This window comes from Streptomyces sp. NPDC104226, assembly GCF_055584085.1.
Genome location: NZ_JBVJMS010000003.1, coordinates 731,193 through 749,909, shown reverse-complemented (window position 1 = coordinate 749,909; position 18,717 = coordinate 731,193). Strand labels below are relative to the sequence as shown.

The following is an 18,717-nucleotide window of genomic DNA, read 5'->3' as shown; positions in this document are numbered from 1 at the left end:
GCCGTGCGGGCCGGGGTCAGCCGGGCAGGCCGATCCGGGCTGCCGCCATGCCGAAGGAGGTGCTCAGGACGGCGGTGGAGATCCCGTCGCCCAGCCGGTGCAGGTCCTCCTCGCGGTAACGCTTCGCCTTCTGGTGCCAGTTGAGGACGCCTGCGAGCCAGTCCTGCAACTCGCGCACGTAGCCGTCGAGTCCGGCGCGGGCCTCCGCGTCCAGCTTCCAGTCCTCGTAGAGAAGCGGCAGCTGGGTGGCGACGATGTGCTCGAACTCCTCGGTGCGCTGCGTCAGCAGGGAGTGGCAGATGCGCAGGGCCTCCGGATAGCCGATGTCGAAGAAGTTGCGGGTGACGAGCACGTAGTTGTGGACCTCGCCCTCGACCTCCACTTCCTTCTGGTACGAGAAGATGTCGTTGATCAGGCAGCCGGCGTCGGCGGCCGCGTTCTCCAGGGAGCGGATGATGCCGGAGGAGTAGATCGCCTCCGGGATGCCCCGGCCCTCCAGGCCGAGCCGGCACAGGTACATGGTGAGGTAGCTGCCGAAGGTGCGGCGGCGCATCTCGGCGTAGTCCACCGGATCCGGAATGCGGTTCAGGATCTGGTTGTCCACCTCCCACAGCCAGCTCTCCAGCATGTCCACCAGGGTGGCCCGGAACTCCGCGCGCACCGTCGGGCCCATGTCCCGGCTTGTGCGCACCCACAGGTCGCCGAGGGCGCGCTCCATCGCGGTGGCCGGCACGGCCTGTTCGGCGTGGTCCAGCGGGATCATGGAGAGGAGCCGGGCGTGCGTGGCCTTGGCGGCCGCCGCGTTCTTGGGCTGGGCGAAGACCACCGGGTAGTAGTCGTCCCCGTACGTACCCCAGGTCAGCCAGCAGGCGTTGAGGGTCAGGGCCTCGGGGGTGGCGTCCGGGTCGAGGCCCGCGGAGCAGAGCGCGAAGTCGTAGCCGCGCACCTTCTCCTCGTTCCAGATCGCGGAGCCGGGGTCGCCGATCTGCGGGTCGAGCAGTCCCATCTCCCGGGCCCAGGCCACGGATTCCTCGCGGGCGCGGGCGTGGTGCGGGCTGACCGTGAGCGGGAACGGCATGTAGACGTCCGGGATGACGGACGGGCCGGTGTGCTCGAACGGGACGTGGGTGAACGAGCGCCGGCGCAGCTCCAGGGCGCGGGGGGCGAAGAGGGAGCGGAGGTCGAGGGCGGTGGTGCCGAGACCCGTCGGCATGAACGGCAGGGTGACCGGGGCGGTGGCCCGGGCCTCCTTGTTCATGTAGCGGCTGGAGACCATGTGCCATTCGTGGCCGCCGGACTGCCAGTCCTGGAGGCCCTTGGCGTAGGCGAGGACGGCGGCGATCTCGGCCGGGTCCAGGGCGTGGTCGGCGAAGAGCTGGGGGAGTTCGGCGAGGGCGGTCTGCTCGAACTGCTGGAGCCGGGAGGTGAGGAGGTCGTTGGAGGCGTCGGCGGCCTCCTGGGTGGTGCAGCCGAGGAAGGTCTCCAGCACCAGGATGGCGTTGGAGAGTTCGCCCTCCTCGGAGACCTCGCGCTGGTAGGAGAAGATGTCGTTCCGGATGTGCACGGCGTCCGAGAAGGAATCGCGCAGCACGCCGAGGGGGCGGGAGTGCGCGACGCGGGCCGGAACCTCCGCGGCGACGTACTCGATGAGGCCGGCCGACCAGGGCGCGCCGCCGACCTTGCGGCGCATCTCGATGTACTCGAGGGGGTTGGAGACCCGGCCGATGTTGATGTTGGCGAGTTCCCACATGGACTCGTCGAGCAGGTTCTTGGTGGACAGGGAGAACCGTTCCCGCCAGTCCATCGACATGGCGGGGACCGTACGGGCCCACAGGTCGGCGAGTCCCGCCTCGACGGGGTTGGTGGCCTCGGGGAACCCGTCCGCCAGGTCCATCGGCATGAAGGCGCCGAGCCGGTCGAGATAGGCCTTGGCGCCCTCGCGGTCCTGGGAGCGCTTGAACATCTCCAGGAAGTGGTCGTCGAAGAAGAACACCCACACGTACCAGTCGGTGACCAGCGACAGCGCTTCGCTGTCGCAGTCGGGGTGGGTGTACGAGCAGAGCAGGGCGTAGTCGTGCGAGTCGAGGTCGCGCTCCTCCCAGACGCCGGAACCTTCCAGCATCCCGAAGTCGCGGGCCCACCGCTTGGTGTGGACCCTGGCGTCCTCCAGGTGGGGGTTCAGTCGTGCCGGATAAGGCACATAGAAATCCGGCAGTTGAAACGGCTGCGTCACGGCAGGGTGGGCCTTTCGTCTGACTGTCTCGTCCTCGTCGGTTTCCTCACGAGATCAGCAGGGCCCTACCCCGGGTGCCGGTGGGATAAGGGGGAGTTCACTTCATCAGGTGACGTGTGCGCCGTTCTGTGACGGATGGGGCCGGTGGCCGGTAGAGGGGTGGGGGAGGCGCGGCCGGGAAGGGCAGGGGAGAGGCGCCCGGGAGGGGCCGGGGAGGTGGTGACCCTCCCCGGCGCGGCGGCTCAGGCCCCGGCGGACTTCCGCTCGTCGAAGGCCGGGTAGAACTTGCGCAGCAGGCCGAAGGTCTCGGGGAAGTCGAGCTGGCCCGGGGCGGAGCTGGCCCCGAAGAAGGAGTAGGTGATCCGGGATCCGAGGGCGGGGAAGAAGACGCGGGACACGGCCCCGGCCTCGCCCATGGCGATGACGATCAGCCGGGTGTCCTCGGCTCCGGCGCGCAGCAGGAGCGAGGCCAGCCGTCGTACGTCGTCCTCGGAGCGCACCATCGTGGACACCTTGACCACATCGGCGCCGGCGCTCTTCGCGTCGTCGATGACGGCCTGGAGTTCCTCGGTGGCCGGGGTGAATTCGAAATTGTGATAGGAGACGAGCGCCACCGTGTCGTGCCGGTGGGCCGCCTCGATCACCTCGGACAGGATTTCCCCGGAGGAAAGCTCGATGTCCACGGCGTCGACCTGAGGGGCGAGCGCACGGAACAGTTCGAGCCGCTGCGCCTCGGTGCCCTTCCACTCTCCGCCTTCGCGGGCGGACCGGATCGTGGCCAGGACCGGCAGTGTCTTGAACTCGTCCACCTGGGCCAGGACATGGTCCGTTCCGGTCGCCGCGTACCGGTCGACGCGCAGTTCGGCCACGTCGACGCCGGCGCTCTTCGCGGCGTGGGCGCGCGGCTCGGTCTCGCTGTCGTCGAAGCTGACGGCCACCAGCGGAATCCCGCCGTCGAGAAGCGCCCGCAGTGAATTCATTTCTTGGTCACAGCCTTTTCGATTCCGATATCCGACGCGAAGTACAGGGGGAACGGGGCGGATTATACGTGGAATCCACCGGGGTGAGGGGGGTGCGCCCGCCCCTTGGTCGGGCGGGCGCCCGGCGGGCCCGAAGGCGCTGGTGTCGCACCCCCGGATGCTTGTCCGATTGTTCTAGGTTTGTGACATCAGTTCATACGTTGTGATTCCGGAGGGACACTCATGGCGATCGACCTCGACAAGGTGCTGGACAAGGCGTGGGCCGACAAGCCGCTCGCGGAGGTGCTCGCGGCGCCGGTGGCCGCGCTCAAGGGCGTCACCGACAAGGACGGCGAGCTGCTGCAGGAGGCCTTCGGCGTCAAGACCGTCGCCGACTTCGGCCAGCTGAAGTACGCGCGCTGGGCGCAGGCGCTCGTCGCGCTGAACCAGACCACCAAGTAGCGGGACCGCCCCGGGTGGCAGGCCCCCCCCGGGCGCAGACTCTCCGCAGGCGCACCGGCTACCCGGCGGGCCTCAGCTCCCCGCCGGGATGGGCCGCGCGCCAGGCCTCGATGGACAGGTCCCAGTCGTCGCCCGTCAGGGCGGTGAGGGACGCGGGGAAGAGGCCGTCCTCCTCCTTCGCGATGTGGTGGTGGAGCTCGTCCACCGCCCGGCGCAGGGCCTCGGCGTCCTCCGGGTCCGCGAGGTCGGCGCCGGCGAGGAACGCCGCCAGCTCGCGGTGCTCCCCGACCAGCGCCGCGATGTACGGGGCGTACTCCGGGTCCCGCTCCATGACCGAGAAAAGGCCGTCCTCCTCGCCCTTCCAGTGGGCGAGGAGGAGGGCCGTCATCTCCGTGACGAGGGCGCGCGCCCTCGTGAGGTCCCCCGCGTCCAGGGCGCGCAGGGCGTCGCCCCCGGCGTTCGTCACCGCCTCGTGCTCGGCGATGAACTCCTTGATCAGCGGGATCTCACGGCAGCCGCAGTAATGGCACATGCGGCCAGTCTGGTCCAGCGGGTGTCCGGTTAGTCGCTTTCGCCTTCGAGGTTGCCCTCCGTGTCCAGGTACACCTGGCGCAGCGCTTCCAGGACCTGCGGGTCCGGCTTCTCCCACATGCCGCGGGACTCGGCCTCCAGCAGCCGCTCCGCGATCCCGTGCAGGGCCCAGGGGTTGGCCTCCTCCAGGAAGGCGCGGTTCTCCGGGTCCAGGACGTACGTCTCGGTCAGCTTGTCGTACATCCAGTCGGCGACCACACCGGTCGTGGCGTCGTAGCCGAAGAGGTAGTCGACCGTGGCCGCCAGCTCGAACGCACCCTTGTAACCGTGACGGCGCATCGCCTCGATCCACTTCGGGTTCACGACGCGGGCGCGGAAGACTCGGGAGGTCTCCTCAACCAGCGTGCGCGTCTTGACCGTCTCGGGCCGGGTCGAGTCGCCGATGTACGCCTCGGGGGCCGTGCCGCGCAGGGCGCGGACGGTGGCCACCATGCCGCCGTGGTACTGGAAGTAGTCGTCGGAGTCGGCGATGTCGTGCTCACGGGTGTCGGTGTTCTTCGCCGCGACCGTGATCCGCTTGTAGGCGGTCTCCATCTCCTCGCGCGCCGCGCGCCCCTCCAGGCCACGGCCGTACGCGTACCCGCCCCACACCGTGTAGACCTCCGCGAGGTCGGCGTCGGTGCGCCAGTCGCGGGAGTCGATCAGCTGCAGGATGCCCGCGCCGTACGTGCCCGGGCGCGAGCCGAAGATACGGGTGGTGGCCCGCCGCTCGTCCCCGTGCACGGCCAGGTCGGCCTGCGCGTGGGCCCGTACGAAGTTGTCCTCGGCCGGCTCGTCCAGCGAGGCCGCCAGCCGTACCGCATCGTCCAGCAGGCCGATGACGTGCGGGAACGCGTCGCGGAAGAAGCCCGAGATGCGCAGGGTCACGTCGATGCGCGGACGGCCGAGCTCGGCGAGCGGGATCGGCTCCAGGCCGGTGACCCGGCGCGAGGCCTCGTCCCAGACCGGGCGGACGCCGAGCAGCGCCATGGCCTCGGCCACGTCGTCGCCCGAGGTGCGCATCGCGCTCGTGCCCCACAGGGACAGGCCGACGGACGCGGGCCATTCCCCGTTGTCCGTGCGGTAGCGGGTGAGGAGGGAGTCGGCGAGGGCCTGGCCCGTCTCCCACGCGAGGCGCGAGGGGACGGCCTTCGGGTCCACCGAATAGAAGTTGCGGCCGGTCGGCAGCACGTTCACCAGACCGCGCAGCGGGGAGCCGGACGGGCCCGCCGGGACGAACCCGCCGTCCAGGGCCCTGACCACGTGGGCGATCTCGTCGGTGGTGCCGGCCAGGCGCGGCACGACCTCGCGGGCCGCGAAGTCCAGTACGGCCGCCACGTCCGCCGAGTGCCCGGCAGCCGCGGAAGCCACCGCGTCGGGGGCCCAGTTCGCGTCCTCCATCGCCTGGACCAGCGCGCGGGCCGTCTCCTCCGCCTCGTCGGCGGAGGTGCGGGTGGCCGCGGACTCGTCGAGCCCGAGCGCCTCGCGCAGACCCGGCAGCGCCGTCGTACCGCCCCAGATCTGGCGGGCGCGCAGGATGGAGAGGACCAGGTTGACCCGGGACTCGCCGGTCGGGGCGCCGCCCAGCACGTGCAGACCGTCGCGGATCTGGGCGTCCTTGATCTCGCACAGCCAGCCGTCGACGTGCAGGAGGAAGTCGTCGAAGCCGTCGTCGTCCGGGCGCTGTTCCAGACCCAGGTCGTGGTCCAGCTTCGCGGCCTGGATCAGGGTCCAGATCTGCGCGCGGATGGCCGGCAGCTTCGCCGGGTCCATCGCCGAGATCTGGGCGTACTCGTCGAGGTGCTGCTCCAGGCGCGCGATGTCGCCGTACGACTCCGCGCGCGCCATCGGCGGCACCAGGTGGTCCACCAGGGTTGCGTGCACCCGCCGCTTCGCCTGCGTGCCCTCGCCCGGGTCGTTGACCAGGAACGGGTAGATGAGGGGCAGGTCGCCGAGCGCGGCGTCGGGGGCGCAGGACGCCGACAGGCCGGCGTTCTTGCCCGGCAGCCACTCCAGGTTGCCGTGCTTGCCCAGGTGGATCATCGCGTCGGCGCCGAAACCGCCGTCCTCGGCGCGGGCCTGGATCCAGCGGTACGCGGCCAGGTAGTGGTGCGAGGGCGGCAGGTCCGGGTCGTGGTAGATCGCGATCGGGTTCTCGCCGAAGCCGCGCGGCGGCTGGATGAGGACGAGGAGGTTGGCGCGGCGCAGGGCCGCGAGGACGATGTCGCCCTCGGGGTTCGAGGAACGGTCCACGAACATGTTGCCCGGGGCCTCGCCCCAGTGCTGCTCGACGCTCTCGCGCAGATCGGCCGGAAGCTCCGCGAACCAGCGCTTGTAGTCGGCCGCCGGGATGCGGACCGGGTTGCGGGCCAGCTGCTCCTCGGTGAGCCAGTCCTGGTCGTGGCCGCCGGCCTCGATCAGGGCGCGGATCAGCTCGTCGCCGTCGCCGGACACCAGGCCCGGGAGGTCCTCGACGGGACCGAAGTCGTAGCCGCCCGCGATGAGCGTGCGCAGCAGCTCCACGGCGCTGGCCGGGGTGTCCAGGCCGACCGCGTTGCCGATGCGGGAGTGCTTGGTGGGGTACGCGGACAGGACGAGGGCGACCTTCTTGTCGCGGCGCTCGATGTGGCGCAGGCGGGCATGCCGGACCGCGATGCCGGCCACGCGGGCGGCCCGCTCGGCGTCGGCGACGTAGGCGGGCAGCCCGTCCTCGTCCAGCTCCTTGAAGGAGAACGGGACGGTGATCAGACGGCCGTCGAACTCCGGGACGGCGACCTGGGTGGCGGCGTCGAGCGGGGACAGGCCCTCGTCGTTCTCCTCCCAGGCGGACCGGGAGCCGGTCAGGCACAGGGCCTGCAGGATCGGCACACCGAGGGCGGCCAGGGCGCCGGCGTCCCAGGACTCGTCGTCACCGCCGGCCGAGGCGGTGGCGGGCTTGGTGCCGCCGGCGGCGAGGACCGTGGTGACGATCGCGTCGGCGGACGCGAGCTGTTCGATCAGCTCCGGCTCCGGGGAGCGGAGGGAGGAGACGTAGAGGGGGAGCGCCTGGGCGCCGTGGGCCTCGATCGCCTCGGAGAGGGTGTGCACGAAGGCGGTGTTGCCGCTCATCTGGTGCGCGCGGTAGTAGAGCACCGCGACGCGGGGGCCCTCGGTGCGCTGGGCGGTGCGCTCCAGGGGGCCCCAGGTGGGGGAGGCCGCCGGGGGCTCGAAGCCGTGGCCGGTCAGCAGCACGGTGTCGGAGAGGAAGCGGGCGAGCTGGTCGAGGTTGGCCGGGCCGCCGTGGGCGAGGTAGCCGTGCGCCTCGGCGGCGATGCCGATCGGGACGGTCGAGGCTTCCATCAGCTGCGCGTCGGGGGCCTGTTCGCCGGTCAGCACCACCACCGGGCGGGTCTGGCCGGGGGCCAGGAGCACGTCGAGGCCGTCCTGCCAGGCGCGGAGGCCGCCGAGGAGGCGTACGACGACGAGGGTGACGCCGTCGAGGAGACCGGGGAGGTCGTCGAGGGGAAGGCGGGCGGGGTTCGCGAACCGGTACGGGACGGGGGCGTCCGCCGTGTTCGCGGCGCGGGCACTGAGCAGATCGGTGTCGGACGTCGACAGCAGCAGGATCATGCGGCGGCAGGCCTTCCTCGGGGTTTCCGCGCCCCGGGCAGTGAGGACGGCGGGAGTTCCTGACTCATCCGGGGCCGGGGCCGCGGATTCACAGTGGCGGGACCGCGCCGGAATCGCACCGGGCTTCCTCCCATGTCGCCGTCCTCGGCGATGGCGGGCCTGTTGGCCGCCTTGGACTCATCCTAGGGGGCGGTGTCCCTGGTCGGGAGTTCGGGGGCTGGTCGTCGGAGTGGGTGGGGTGGCTGCGGGTGGGGCGGTGCCGGGGGCGGGGTGGGGTGTTGTCCGGGACTGCATGATTTAGGCGCCCTGTCCCCAACATTCGACAGTCAGGCAATGCCTCGCGCCACAAATCACGCTCTACGTCCCGGACAACACCCCACCCCGCCCCCGTCCCCGCCCCGGCCGACCGCAGCCACCGGCCCGGCGCGCCACCACTGCCCCGGTACGCCATCACTGACACCGGCCGGGGTGTGTTCCTTTCAGCCGTCCGGCGTTTGAGGACGGGGGTCTGGGGCGGAGCCCCAGGGGGTCCGGGCGTAGCCCGGGGCCTTTTCCCGGCCCCGGCCGGGGATACCCCCCCCTCAGCCTCGCCGGCGTTTGAGGCGCGGGTCCGGGCCGGCCCGGGGAACGGGGGAAGGGCGGGTAGGGGAGCTCTGCCCCGCGCAGCGGCACGTGGGTGTCCGGGCCGGGCCGGATGGTTCGGGTGGGGGTGGCCCGTGGGGGCGGACGGTTCCTGCGGAGGCGGGTGCGTGTGCGGGATTCGCGGGGTCGGGGGGCCGGAGCGGGGTGGTGTGGGACACAGGGGATGCGCGCAGAATCGTGGGTATGCTCGCCGCCATGCCCACGCCCCCCTCCGCCACCGCGCGGGACGAACCCGTCATACGGGACCGCGGCGACGCCTGCCCCGGCGCGCTGCGCCTGCATGCCGCCGATGACGGGTACCTGGCGCGGGTCCGGATCCCGGGAGGTCTGCTCACCGTCCGGCAGGCCGAGGCGCTGGCGCTGGCCGCCGACCGTTTCGGGGACGGGCACCTGGAACTCACCTCGCGCGGGAACGTGCAGCTGCGCGGGCTCGCCGAAGGCTGCGGCGCGGGGCTCGCGGAGCTGCTGGACGAGGCCGGGCTGCTGCCCGCCCCGAGCCACGAGCGGGTACGGAACGTCGTGGCGACCCCGCTGTCCGGGATCCTGGACGACGGCCGTCCCCATGTGACCCCCTGGGTCGGGGAGTTGGACCGGCTGCTGTGCGCGAGCACCCGCGCCGCAGCCCTGTCCGGGCGGTTCCTCTTCGCCGTCGACGACGGGCGCGGGGACGTCGCCGCCCTCGACCCCGATGTCACCCTGCTCGGCGGACCGCGGGGCCGGGCGCTGGTCCGGCTCGGCGCGGCCCCGGACGCCGTGGAGGTGGACGCCGCCGACGCGCCCCGGGCGGCGCTGCTCGCGGCCGAGTACTTCCTCGACCGCGCGGACGCCGCCGGCACCCGCGCCTGGCGGGTGTCCGAGCTGCCCGCCGTACACGCCCTGGATGCTGCGGAGTTGGCCCTGCGGCTCGGGGCGGCCGGGATCGCCGCGGCCGTCGTCGCCGGGGTGGAGTGGCCGTACGCGCCGCCGCCCGGGCCCTGGGGCCCCGGCACCGGCGACCGGCCCGCGCTGTGCGTCCTGCCCCGGCTGGGCCGGCTGACCTCGGAGCAGTGGCGGGTGCTGGTGCGCGTCGCGGACGAGGGCGGTGACGGTGAGCTGCGGGTCACTCCGTGGCGGAGCATCGTCCTGCCCCGCGTGAGCGTCCGGCGGCCGGTCGACGGCTACGCGCGGCTCGTGGCCGCGGGACTGTCCGTCGCGCCCGACGGCCCCTGGGAGTCCGTCACCGCCTGTACCGGGCAGCCCGGTTGCGCCAAGGCGCTGTCCGATGTGCGCGCCGATGCGCGGGCCGTGGTGGAGGTGCGGGGAGAGTCCTCGGCCGGGGCGCCCGTGCACTGGTCCGGCTGCGAGCGCCGCTGCGGGCATCCGCGCGGCACCGCCTGGATCGACCTCGTCGCCACCCCCGACGGGTACCGCCTCGACGGTCGTCCGGTGCCCTCCCGCGAACTTGCCCAGGCCGTCGCCGAAGCGCGCAGCCAACCCCGAGTGTCCGAAGCCGCAGTGAAGAAATGAGCGAGTACACCGTGTTCGAGTACGAGAAGGACGGCGCCGAGATCTACCGCCAGTCCTTTGCCACGATCCGCGCCGAGGCGGACCTTTCCGGGCTGCCCGCCTCGGTCGCCCAGGTCGCGGTGCGCATGATTCACGCCTGCGGGATGACCGACCTGACCCGGGACCTGGGCTACTCGCCCGAGGTCGTCCTGCGGGCGCGCGCCGCCCTGGAGGCCGGTGCGCCGATCCTGTGCGACGTGCAGATGGTCGCCAGCGGGGTCACCCGCAAGCGGCTGCCCGCCAACAACGAGGTCGTCTGCACGCTCTCCGACCCGGCCGTGCCCGCCCTCGCCGCGAAGATGGGTACCACGCGCAGCGCCGCTGCCCTCGAAGTCTGGCGGGACCGGGGCCTGTTGGAGGGTTCGGTGATCGCCGTCGGGAACGCGCCGACCGCGCTCTTCCGGCTCCTGGAGATGATCGAGGAGGGCGCCCCGCGCCCCGCCGCGGTCATCGGGGTCCCCGTCGGGTTCATCGGCGCCGCCGAGTCCAAGGACGCCCTCGCCGAACACCCCTCCGCACTCGACCACTTGATCGTCCGCGGCCGCCGCGGCGGCAGCGCCATGGCCGCGGCCGCCCTCAACGCCATCGCGAGCGTGGCCGAATGAGCACCGGAAAGCTGTACGGCGTCGGGCTCGGGCCCGGCGACCCCTCACTGATGACGCTGCGCGCCGTCGAGGTGATCGCGGAGGCCGATGTGGTCGCGTACCACTCCGCCCGCCACGGCCGCTCGATCGCCCGCTCCATCGCCGCGAAGCACCTGCGCTCCGACCACATCGAGGAGCCGCTGGTCTACCCGGTCACCACCGAGACCACCGACCACCCCGGCGGCTACCAGGGCGCGATGGAGGAGTTCTACGAGGCCTCCGCCGCCCGGCTCGCCGTCCACCTGGACGCCGGCCGGACCGTCGCCGTGCTCGCGGAGGGCGACCCGCTCTTCTACAGCTCGTACATGCACATGCACAAGCGGCTCTCCGAGCGGTACGAGACCGAGGTGATCCCCGGGGTGACCTCGGTGAGCGCCGCCGCCGCCCGGCTCGGAACCCCGCTCGTCGAGGGCGAGGAGGTGCTGACGATCCTGCCCGGCACCCTCTCCGAGGAGGAGCTCACGGCCCGCCTCGCCGCCACCGACTCGGCGGTCGTGATGAAGCTCGGCCGCACCTTCCCCGCCATACGGCGGGCCATGGAGAACAGCGGCCGGCTCGCCGAGGCGCGCTACGTGGAGCGCGCCACGATGGAGGGGGAGCGCACCGGCGTCCTGGCGGACACCGACCCCGACTCCGTCCCCTACTTCGCCGTCGCCGTGCTGCCCAGCCGGATCGGGAACCCCGGCAGCGTGCCCTCCGGCCCCGGAGAGGTCGCCGTGGTCGGCACCGGTCCGGCCGGGCCGCTGTGGCTGACCGCCGAGACGCGGCGGGTGCTGGCCGACGCCGAGGTGCTGGTCGGGTACACGACCTACCTGGACCGGGTCCCGGTCAAGCCGGGCCAGATCCGGCACGGCTCGGACAACAAGGTCGAGTCGGAGCGCGCCGAGTTCGCGCTCGACCTGGCCCGGCGCGGCAAGCGGGTGGCCGTGGTCTCCGGCGGCGACCCCGGGGTCTTCGCGATGGCCACCGCCGTCCTGGAGGTCGCCGCGCAGGACGCCTACCGCGACGTGCCGGTACGGGTACTGCCCGGGGTGACCGCCGCCAACGCGGCGGCCGCCGCGGCCGGAGCCCCGCTCGGCCACGACTACGCCACCGTCTCCCTCTCCGACCGGCTCAAGCCCTGGGAGGTCATCGCCGAGCGGCTGCGTGCGGCCGCCGCGGCCGACCTCGTACTCGCCCTGTACAACCCGGGCTCGCGGAGCCGGACGTGGCAGGTCGCGCAGGCCCGGGAGCTGCTGCTGGAACTGCGCTCACCGCATACCCCGGTGGTCGTCGCGCGCGACGTGGGCGGGCCGGAGCAGTCGGTCCGGATCGTCACGCTGGCCGAACTGGAGCCGTCCGAGGTGGACATGCGGACGATCCTGCTGATCGGCTCCTCGCAGACCCAGGTGACCGAGCGGCCCGACGGGTCGCGGGTGACCTGGACTCCGCGCCGCTACGGCTGAGCGGAGCGGTACCGCGTCTTCGGTGCGTGTGCGGTCGTGAGGAGGCCCGGGGTGGTTCGCCGCCCCGGGCCTTTCCGTTTCGCGCGGGTCCCTACCGGGCCGGAGGCAGGGTCACGGTCATGACCGGGCTCGGGGGGCCCACCGGGGGAGTCCAGTCCAGTGTCGGGGTGTGGGGCGGCGCGGGCGGCGGCGTGGGGCCCCGGTTGGGGTTCTGCGGAACCGACGAGGCGCGCGGCTTCGCCCCCGGGGTGCGCGAGGTGCCGGGCCCGGGGGCCGGGCGGGAGGCCCCCGTCGTCGGGGCCGCGCCGGCGACGGAGGCCGAGGGTACGGGGTCCTGCGCCGGCGATCCGGTCGGCACGGGCGTGCCGGTGGACAGGGGCGTACCGGACGGTTCGGCGGCGGTCGTCGCCGGCACCGCGGCCGGCTTGTGTGCCGGCCCGCCGCCCGAGCAGCCGCCCGCGAGCAGACCGCCGACCAGCAGGGCCGCCACCGCTGAGGAGACTCTGCCGACGGCGCTCATGACCTGCCCTTTCGTACGCGTGCACGATCAACGCGGCAGATCGTAGCCCAGCCGCTCCAGGGCTTCGGCGACCGAGGCCGCCAACGGGACGCCCTCGGGGACCGGCGGGCGGCGCACGACGAGGACCGGGATGCCCGCCTCGCGGGCGGCGGCGAGTTTCGGGGCGGTGGCCGAGCCGCCGCTGTCCTTGGTGACCAGGAGGTCGATGCGATGGCGGGCCAGCAGGTCCCGTTCGTCGGCCAGGGTGAACGGGCCGCGGGCGAGCAGGACTTCGAGGCGCGGCGGAGCGGGTGCGGCGGGGGGATCCACCGAACGCACCAGGAACCAGGGCTCCGTGAGGTGCGCGAAGCTGTGCAGGCCCATGCGGCCGGTGGTCAGGAAGGCGCGGGTGCCGAGGCCGGGGAGCAGGGCGGCCGCCCCGGTGAGGGAGTCCGCGAAGTGCCAGTCGTCTCCGGGGCCCGGAGTCCAGCCGGGGCGGCGCAGCGCGAGCAGCGGAACACCCGAACGGGCGGCCGCAGCGGCCGCGTTGAAGCTCATCCGCTCCGCGAAGGGGTGCGTGGCGTCGACCAGGTGCGTGACCCGGTGGGCGCCGATCCAGGCAGCCAGCCCGTCCGGGCCGCCGAAGCCGCCGATCCGGGTCTCGCCGGGCGGGAGCACCGGAGCGGCGACCCGGCCGGCCAGGGAGGTGGTCACCCGGGGCGGGCCCGGGGCGGCGGCCAGCGCCTCCGCGAGGCGGCGGGCCTCGGTGGTGCCGCCGAGGATCAGGACGTGCCGACCCGGGGCGGCAGGATCGCGCGGACCCGGGGCGGGCGGATCAGCAGGCATGCCGGTCGCGCTCGGCGGAGTACAGGTGGCTGTCGCGGAACTGCTCGGCGCCCAGGGTGCGGCCCACCAGGATGACGGCCGTGCGGACCAGCCCGGCCTCCTTCACCTGGGCGGCGATGTCGGCCAGCGTCCCGCGCAGGATCAGTTCGTCGGGGCGGCTGGCCATCGCGACCACCGCCGCCGGGCACTCGGCTCCGTAGTGCGGCAGGAGTTCGTCCACGACCCGGTCCACGTAGCGGGTGGCCAGGTGGAGGACGAGGAGCGCACCGCTGCGGCCCAGCGTGGCGAGGTCCTCGCCGGGCGGCATCGGCGTGGCCTGCTGGGAGATCCGGGTCAGGATCACGGTCTGGCCGACGGTGGGGACGGTCAGCTCCCGCTTCAGCGCGGCGGCCGCCGCGGCGAAGGCGGGGACGCCGGGGACGACCTCGTACGGGATGCCGGCCGCGTCGAGCCGCCGCATCTGCTCCGCGACGGCGCTGAAGACGGACGGGTCGCCGGAGTGGAGCCGGGCCACGTCCTGGCCCGCCGCGTGCGCCCGTACGCACTCGGCGATGATCTCGTCCAGGTTCAGCTGCGCCGTGTCGACGAGGCGGGCGTCCGGCGGGCATTCGGCGAGCAGCTCGCGCGGGACCAGGCTGCCCGCGTACAGGCAGACGGGGGCGGCGGCCAGCGTCCGGGCGCCGCGCACCGTGATCAGGTCGGCGGCCCCGGGGCCCGCACCGATGAAGTACACGGTCATATCGTCTGATCCACCATTTCGGGGTCGGGCTGCTCGGGGTGCTCGGGCTGGGACTGCGGGTGGGACGGGTACGGCTTGGTGACCGTCCACTGGGTGACGGGCATCGCCTGGCGCCAGCCCGTGAAACCGCCGACCGGTACGGCGTGCGCGACGGCCAGTTTGACCAGTTCGCCGCCGTGGCGGCGGTAGCGGTCGGCGAGGACCGCCTCCGACTCCAGGGTGACGGTGTTGACCACGAGCCGGCCGCCGGGGGCCAGCGCCTCCCAGGCTGCGTCGAGCAGGCCCGGCGCGGTCAGGCCGCCGCCGATGAACACCGCGTCGGGGGCCGGCAGTCCGGCGAGCGCGTCGGGTGCGGAACCGGTGACCACGCGCAGGCCGGGAACGCCGAGCGCGGCCGCGTTACGGGTGATCCGCGCGGCCCGCTCCGTCACCCGCTCCACGGTCACCGCCCGGCAGGACGGGTGCGTGCGCATCCACTCGATGCCGATGGAACCGGAGCCGCCGCCGATGTCCCACAGGAGCTCGCCCGGGGCGGGGGCGAGGGCGCACAGGGTGGCGGCGCGGACGTGGCGCTTGGTGAGCTGGCCGTCGTGCTCGTAGGCGGTGTCGGGCAGGCCGGGGGTCGCGCCGAGCCGGGGGGTGGGGGCGTCGGGGTCGCGGCGGCAGTCGACGGCGACCACGTTGAGGGGGTCGCCGGGCGGGTGTTCCCAGCTCCGGGCGAGGCCCTCGTACGTGTCCTCGTGCTCGGAGCCGAGCTGTTCCAGGACGCGCATCCGGCTGGGGCCGAAGCCCTGCTCTCGAAGCAGAGCGGCGATCTCGTTCGGGGTCACTGCTCCGGCGCTCAGCACCAGCACCCGGCGGCCCTCGTACAGCGCGGCCGCGAGCCGGGCCACCGGACGGCCCACCACCGTGACCACCTCGGTGTCCTCCACCGGCCAGCCGAGGCGGGCGCAGGCGTAGGACACGGAGGAGGGGTGCGGGACGACGTGCAGGGCGCCGGCTCCGAGCTCCTCGGACAGGGCGCGGCCGATCCCGTAGAACATCGGGTCGCCGCTGGCCAGTACCGCGATGCGGCGGCCCGCGTGCTCGGCCATCAGCTTCGGCACGGCCGGACGCAGCGGGCTGGGCCACGCCACCCGGACGCCGCCGCATTCCCCGGGCGGGAGCAGGTCCAGCTGGCGCGGCCCGCCGATCAGCACCTCGGCCCCGGCCAGCGCGGTCCGCGCGGGGGCGGTGAGCCCGGCCCAGCCGTCGGCGCCGAGGCCGACGACCGATACGGGGATGGGGGGTGGTGCGGAGCTCACTGGGTGGACCTCGGGGTACGGAAGCGGGTGGACCCGCAGCCTATGCTCCCACCCCACCCGCCCGGCGGGCGGGCCCCGGGGCGGAGGTGCGGTGCCGGGTCTGCCCGGCGGGGCGGAGTTCCCCTACCCGCCCTTCGCCCGTTCCCCGGGGCTGCGCCCCGGACCCTGCGCCGCGTGCCGCGCCGATGCCGTCGCCGGGGGCTGCGCCACGGACCCGTTGGCGGGTGCGAGGCCGTTGCGGAGGGCCGGCCCCCGGCCATGGGGCGGGCAGGCGGCCTGTGGCTCCGGCCGGTGCCGTGCGGGGCGGCTGGTGCGCTGCGCGCAGCCGTGGTCCGGCGGCTGACCGGATCCGGCCTCGCCGGCGTTCGAGGCGCGGGGGTGCGGCAGTAGGGTGCGGGGGCCGTGGGTCGTGGGGTCCGCGGGAGGGGAGGGGTGTCATGGCGGGCTGGAAGGCCGAGGGGATGCCGGACCAGAGCGGTCGGACGGCCGTCGTCACCGGAGGCAACAGCGGGATCGGCTACGCCGCCGCCAGGGAGCTCGCGCGCCACGGCGCCTCGGTGGTGCTGGCCTGCCGGAGCGCGGCCCGGGGACGGGCCGCCGAGGTCTCCCTGCGTAGTGAAGTGCCCGGCGCAGACGTGGAGTTCATGGCGTTGGATCTCGCCGATCTGGCCTCCGTGAGGGAGTTCGCGGACGCGTACGGGCGGCGCCGCGGCGCCACCGCCGGCCTCGACCTCCTCGTCAACAACGCCGGCGTGATGGCCCTGCCGTACGGCCGCACCGCCGACGGGTTCGAGACGCAGTTCGGGGTCAACCACCTCGGGCACTTCGCCCTCACCGGACTGCTCCTGCCCCACCTCCTCGCCGCCCCGCCCGGAGCCCGGATCGTGAACCTCTCCAGCGGCTTCCACGTCTTCGGGGACGTGGACCACGAGGACCTGAACGGCGAGCGGAACTACCGGCGCTGGATCGCCTACGGCCGCTCCAAGACGGCGAACCTGCTCTTCACCCACGAGCTCGCCCGGCGCCTCGCGACCGCCGGGTCCGGGATCGTCGCGGCCGCCGCGCACCCCGGCTACGCCTCCACCAACCTGCACGTCGCGGCGGCCCCGCAGGCGGGCACCACCCTCACCTCGCGGCTCGCCGTCGCCGCCAACAGCCTCGGCGTCGCCATCGGCAACGGGATCATCGCCCAGTCCGCGGCATCCGGCGCACTGCCCACCCTGTACGCGGCCACCGCACCCGGGGTCCGGCCGGACGAGTTCATCGGGCCCCGGTTCAGCGTGCGCGGCGCACCGCACCGCTCCTGGCGGGCGAAATGGACCCTGGACGACAAGTCCGGCGAACGGCTCTGGGCCGCCTCCGAAAAGCTCACCGGAGTCTCGTACGCGTCTCTATCGCACTGAATCCCCGGGGGTTAGCTTGCTACTCGCCAGTCACTTCAGGCTGTCGGGCCGCATCCCGCCGCATCCCCTGGGAGAGCCATGCGCAGATCCGTCCTGCCCGTTCCCCTGACCGTCCCGCTCCGTGTGCCCCTGCTGTTCTCGGTGCTCTTCACGGCCGTCGCGGCGCTCGTCGCGACCCTGCTCACCGCCCCGACCGCGCGCGCCGCGGGCTCCGCGGAGGCCGCCGCCCGAGCGCAGCAACGTACGCCGGTCGTGCTCGTCCACGGTTTCGGGGACACCGCGGCCTCCCTCGACGGGCTGGAGGACCATCTGCTCACCCAGGGGTGGCTCGCCAGCGACCTCGCCGAGTTCGGCTACGACTGGGCCGCCACCAACGACTCCAATGCCGCCCGCTTCGGCGCCTTCCTCACCGAACGGTTCGGCAGCCGCCCCGTCGACGTGGTCGCTCACAGCATGGGATCGCTGCTGACGCGCAAGTACCTCAAGGACGGCGGGAGTTCCCGGGTCCGCGCCTGGGTCTCCCTCGGCGGCCCCAACCACGGGGCGGGGGACGCCGCCCCGTGCGGGCCCTTCGCGACCTTCTGCGACATCCACGCCGCCTCGCTCGCGGACATGAGTCCTGGAAGCCCCTTCCTGAACTCCCTCAACTCGGGCGACGAAACCCCGGGCGCCACCCGGTACACCACCTTCAGCTCCAGCTGCGACCAGCAGATCCCGCCCGGCGACAGCCGCGCCCCGCGCTCCACCGAGCTGGCGGGAGCCGTCAACCACGTCCTGCCGGTGGGCGACAGCGGCTGCCCCTCGCACTACGGGCTGCTCGGCAACGACTGGGTGCGCCGGCAGATCGTCGCCGAGTTCTCCAAGGACCCGGTGAGCGAAGTGGAGCTGAAGACGGGGCCGTTCAGGATCACCGTCGACTCGGCCCGGTTCACCTCCAGTGGCGAGAGCGGGCCCGAGCTCTACGACGGCCTCACCCTGACCACCGACGGGACGGCCCGCTCCCTCTGGCACCGCGACCGGTCCGGCGCCACCGCCTTTCCCGACCACGACCCCTGGTTCGGGCTCGACGACGCGGCCCGGAGCCAGGTCTTCAGCGGCCGGGCGACCGTCACCGCCTACCTCACCGACGCCGACTACAGCGCCGGGAACAACGACGACGTGATGGCCGCCGGCCGCGTCCACTGGGACCCGGCGCTCGGCTTCGGCCGGTTCACGGCCCGGATGTCCGGCGTGGACGGCGGCGAGGCCTCCGTCACCTACACCGTCACCCCGGTGCAGGGCGTCCCCGCCTGCCGGGTCCGCGTGGACCAGGCGGAGCTGACCTACTTCGACGACGGCACGACCCGCCCCGCGCTCTACGGGGACATCGCGGTCCGGACCGGCGACGGTACGCGCACCGCCGTGTGGTCGCGCTCCGGCTCCGACCCGTCGACCTTCCCCAACCAGGGCAACCGGACCAACCCGGACCCGTACTTCTACCAGCGCGTCGGCTCGGGGGCCACGTACGGTCCCGGCCCGTTCGAGATCGGCGTCTTCCTCTGGGACTACGACGCCTCCTCGGCCGACGACCTGGTCGCCCGGGGCACGGTGGCCTGGGATCCGTACACCGACCGGCCGGGCACCCGTACGAGCGAGTTCCGGGGGGACGACGGAGGGCACGTGAAGGTCACCTGGACCGCCCTCTGCCCCTGACCCGACGGAGTCCCGCTGGAGGTCCCGACGGGGGTCCGACGGGGGCGCGCCCCGGTATGAGCCCGTCCGCCCCCGTCGAGCCCCCGGGCGCCCCGTCCGGGCCCTGACCAGGGCGCCCCGTCCCC

14 protein-coding genes and 1 riboswitch are annotated in these 18,717 nt (G+C 73.5%); of the genes, 6 read left to right on the top strand and 8 right to left on the bottom strand.

What is annotated here, in order from left to right; all coding sequences use genetic code 11:
• Positions 1-16: 16 nt before the first annotated feature.
• Positions 17-2,233: a terpene synthase family protein gene (locus ACZ60J_RS13245; protein WP_469681436.1), complete on the bottom strand. Its 2,217-nt coding sequence runs from the start codon at positions 2,231-2,233 to the stop codon at positions 17-19.
• 242 nt (positions 2,234-2,475) lie between these two features.
• Positions 2,476-3,213, bottom strand: a complete 738-nt coding sequence (gene aroD / locus ACZ60J_RS13240; RefSeq protein ID WP_469681434.1) for a type I 3-dehydroquinate dehydratase — start codon at positions 3,211-3,213, stop codon at positions 2,476-2,478.
• A gap of 222 nt (positions 3,214-3,435) precedes the next feature.
• On the opposite strand from aroD, the gene ACZ60J_RS13235 reads away from it, so the two are divergent.
• Complete coding sequence (locus ACZ60J_RS13235; protein WP_250744176.1) at positions 3,436-3,654, top strand: hypothetical protein; 219 nt, start codon at positions 3,436-3,438, stop codon at positions 3,652-3,654.
• Positions 3,655-3,712: 58 nt separating this feature from the next.
• Here the strand turns inward: ACZ60J_RS13235 and ACZ60J_RS13230 are convergent, their stop codons facing one another.
• Together ACZ60J_RS13230 and cobN are read right to left on the bottom strand one after the other, a co-directional pair.
• Positions 3,713-4,186 carry a hemerythrin domain-containing protein gene (locus ACZ60J_RS13230; RefSeq protein ID WP_469681432.1) on the bottom strand — a complete coding sequence of 158 codons (474 nt, stop codon included), beginning with the start codon at positions 4,184-4,186 and terminating at the stop codon, positions 3,713-3,715.
• 29 nt (positions 4,187-4,215) lie between these two features.
• A complete protein-coding gene (gene cobN / locus ACZ60J_RS13225; RefSeq protein WP_469681430.1) occupies positions 4,216-7,833 on the bottom strand; it encodes a cobaltochelatase subunit CobN in 3,618 nt (1,205 codons plus the stop codon).
• Between the two features lie 53 nt (positions 7,834-7,886).
• A riboswitch (cobalamin riboswitch) is annotated at positions 7,887-7,984 on the bottom strand.
• Positions 7,985-8,670: 686 nt separating this feature from the next.
• On the opposite strand from cobN, the gene cobG reads away from it, so the two are divergent.
• From cobG to ACZ60J_RS13210, 3 genes are read left to right on the top strand one after another with little or no spacing between them, the layout of a single operon-like run.
• Positions 8,671-9,981, top strand: a complete 1,311-nt coding sequence (gene cobG / locus ACZ60J_RS13220; RefSeq protein WP_469681428.1) for a precorrin-3B synthase — start codon at positions 8,671-8,673, stop codon at positions 9,979-9,981.
• An 11-nt stretch (positions 9,982-9,992) separates the two neighbouring features.
• Entirely contained in the window at positions 9,993-10,625 is a 633-nt protein-coding gene (locus ACZ60J_RS13215; protein ID WP_469681547.1) for a precorrin-8X methylmutase, read from the top strand.
• Positions 10,622-12,109: a precorrin-2 C(20)-methyltransferase gene (locus ACZ60J_RS13210; RefSeq protein ID WP_469681426.1), complete on the top strand. Its 1,488-nt coding sequence runs from the start codon at positions 10,622-10,624 to the stop codon at positions 12,107-12,109. The genes ACZ60J_RS13215 and ACZ60J_RS13210 overlap by 4 nt, the downstream gene beginning before the upstream one ends.
• 91 nt (positions 12,110-12,200) lie before the next feature.
• On the opposite strand, the gene ACZ60J_RS13205 is transcribed toward ACZ60J_RS13210, so the two are convergent.
• From ACZ60J_RS13205 to cbiE, 4 genes are read right to left on the bottom strand one after another with little or no spacing between them, the layout of a single operon-like run.
• Positions 12,201-12,629, bottom strand: coding sequence for a hypothetical protein (locus tag ACZ60J_RS13205; RefSeq protein WP_469681424.1), 429 nt, complete (start codon positions 12,627-12,629; stop codon positions 12,201-12,203).
• A 27-nt stretch (positions 12,630-12,656) separates the two neighbouring features.
• Positions 12,657-13,454 (bottom strand): cobalt-precorrin-6A reductase, encoded by a 798-nt coding sequence (locus tag ACZ60J_RS13200; protein WP_469681422.1) that lies wholly within the window; start codon positions 13,452-13,454, stop codon positions 12,657-12,659.
• Positions 13,444-14,193 carry a precorrin-4 C(11)-methyltransferase gene (gene cobM / locus ACZ60J_RS13195; RefSeq protein WP_382979000.1) on the bottom strand — a complete coding sequence of 250 codons (750 nt, stop codon included), beginning with the start codon at positions 14,191-14,193 and terminating at the stop codon, positions 13,444-13,446. Before cobM ends, ACZ60J_RS13200 begins: the two co-directional genes overlap by 11 nt.
• Positions 14,190-15,497, bottom strand: coding sequence for a precorrin-6y C5,15-methyltransferase (decarboxylating) subunit CbiE (gene cbiE, locus ACZ60J_RS13190; RefSeq protein ID WP_469681421.1), 1,308 nt, complete (start codon positions 15,495-15,497; stop codon positions 14,190-14,192). The genes cobM and cbiE overlap by 4 nt, the downstream gene beginning before the upstream one ends.
• A 437-nt stretch (positions 15,498-15,934) precedes the next feature.
• On the opposite strand from cbiE, the gene ACZ60J_RS13185 reads away from it, so the two are divergent.
• Together ACZ60J_RS13185 and ACZ60J_RS13180 are read left to right on the top strand one after the other, a co-directional pair.
• On the top strand, positions 15,935-16,900 hold the full coding sequence (locus ACZ60J_RS13185) for an oxidoreductase (protein WP_469681420.1): 966 nt from the start codon (positions 15,935-15,937) through the stop codon (positions 16,898-16,900).
• A 78-nt stretch (positions 16,901-16,978) separates the two neighbouring features.
• Positions 16,979-18,592, top strand: a complete 1,614-nt coding sequence (locus tag ACZ60J_RS13180) for an esterase/lipase family protein (RefSeq protein WP_469681418.1) — start codon at positions 16,979-16,981, stop codon at positions 18,590-18,592.
• Positions 18,593-18,717: the final 125 nt, after the last annotated feature.

Excerpts from the sequence above, each read along its gene's own strand:
- aroD (WP_469681434.1), bottom strand. The coding sequence starts at position 3,213 with ATGAATTCACTGCGGGCGCTTCTCGACGGCGGGATTCCGCTGGTGGCC.
- ACZ60J_RS13235 (WP_250744176.1), top strand. The coding sequence starts at position 3,436 with ATGGCGATCGACCTCGACAAGGTGCTGGACAAGGCGTGGGCCGACAAG.
- ACZ60J_RS13230 (WP_469681432.1), bottom strand. The coding sequence starts at position 4,186 with ATGTGCCATTACTGCGGCTGCCGTGAGATCCCGCTGATCAAGGAGTTC.
- cobN (WP_469681430.1), bottom strand. The coding sequence starts at position 7,833 with ATGATCCTGCTGCTGTCGACGTCCGACACCGATCTGCTCAGTGCCCGC.
- cobG (WP_469681428.1), top strand. The coding sequence starts at position 8,671 with ATGCCCACGCCCCCCTCCGCCACCGCGCGGGACGAACCCGTCATACGG.
- ACZ60J_RS13210 (WP_469681426.1), top strand. The coding sequence starts at position 10,622 with ATGAGCACCGGAAAGCTGTACGGCGTCGGGCTCGGGCCCGGCGACCCC.
- ACZ60J_RS13205 (WP_469681424.1), bottom strand. The coding sequence starts at position 12,629 with ATGAGCGCCGTCGGCAGAGTCTCCTCAGCGGTGGCGGCCCTGCTGGTC.
- ACZ60J_RS13200 (WP_469681422.1), bottom strand. The coding sequence starts at position 13,454 with ATGCCTGCTGATCCGCCCGCCCCGGGTCCGCGCGATCCTGCCGCCCCG.
- cobM (WP_382979000.1), bottom strand. The coding sequence starts at position 14,193 with ATGACCGTGTACTTCATCGGTGCGGGCCCCGGGGCCGCCGACCTGATC.
- ACZ60J_RS13185 (WP_469681420.1), top strand. The coding sequence starts at position 15,935 with ATGGCGGGCTGGAAGGCCGAGGGGATGCCGGACCAGAGCGGTCGGACG.
- ACZ60J_RS13180 (WP_469681418.1), top strand. The coding sequence starts at position 16,979 with ATGCGCAGATCCGTCCTGCCCGTTCCCCTGACCGTCCCGCTCCGTGTG.